The sequence below is a fragment of the Selenomonas sp. oral taxon 892 str. F0426 genome, assembly GCF_000468035.1.
GTDB lineage: Bacteria > Bacillota > Negativicutes > Selenomonadales > Selenomonadaceae > Centipeda.
This window is the reverse complement of sequence record NZ_KI260541.1, coordinates 15,846-16,410: the sequence shown is the minus strand read 5'-3', so window position 1 is coordinate 16,410 and position 565 is coordinate 15,846. Positions and strand designations below refer to the sequence as shown.

The 565-nt window shown below is 56.8% G+C and carries 1 pseudogene; it reads right to left on the bottom strand.

Annotation, left to right across the window (positions count from 1 at the left end):
* Nucleotides 1-565: pseudogene (locus HMPREF1992_RS07990) on the bottom strand (ATP-dependent helicase); the annotation flags it as partial.

The following is a 565-nucleotide window of genomic DNA, read 5'->3' as shown; positions in this document are numbered from 1 at the left end:
CAATCGTGCCCTCGGCGATGATGTGCTGCACCACCACAGTGTTTGAGTTCTGTCCCTGCCGATAGAGCCGTGCCACGGTCTGTTGGTAGAGTTCCAAGCTCCATGTAATGCCGAACCACACCAAGGTCGAACCGCCGCTCTGAAGGTTCAGCCCATGTCCTGCGCTTGCAGGATGGATCAGGGCGACGGGGATCTCTCCGCGATTCCAACAGGCGATTGCATCATCCGTATCCAGTCGGACACATGGCAGACGCTTTTCGATGCGCTCCGCATCATGTCGGAACCAATACGCCACGAGGAGCGGTTTGCCGTTCATGCTCTCGATGATGTCCTCCAAGGCATCGAGCTTGCGGTCATGGATATGCAGTGTAGTCCCATCGTCAGTGTAAACCGCACCGTTCGCCATCTGCGCGAGTTTCCCGGACAAGACTCCGGCATTTGCCGCCGTCACCTCATCACCCTTCAGTTGGAGGACAAGCTGCTCGCACATCGCAGCATACATCTTTCGTTCAGCATCGCTCATCTTCACCGTGTATTCGCTCTCGATCAGCTCCGGCATCCTCAG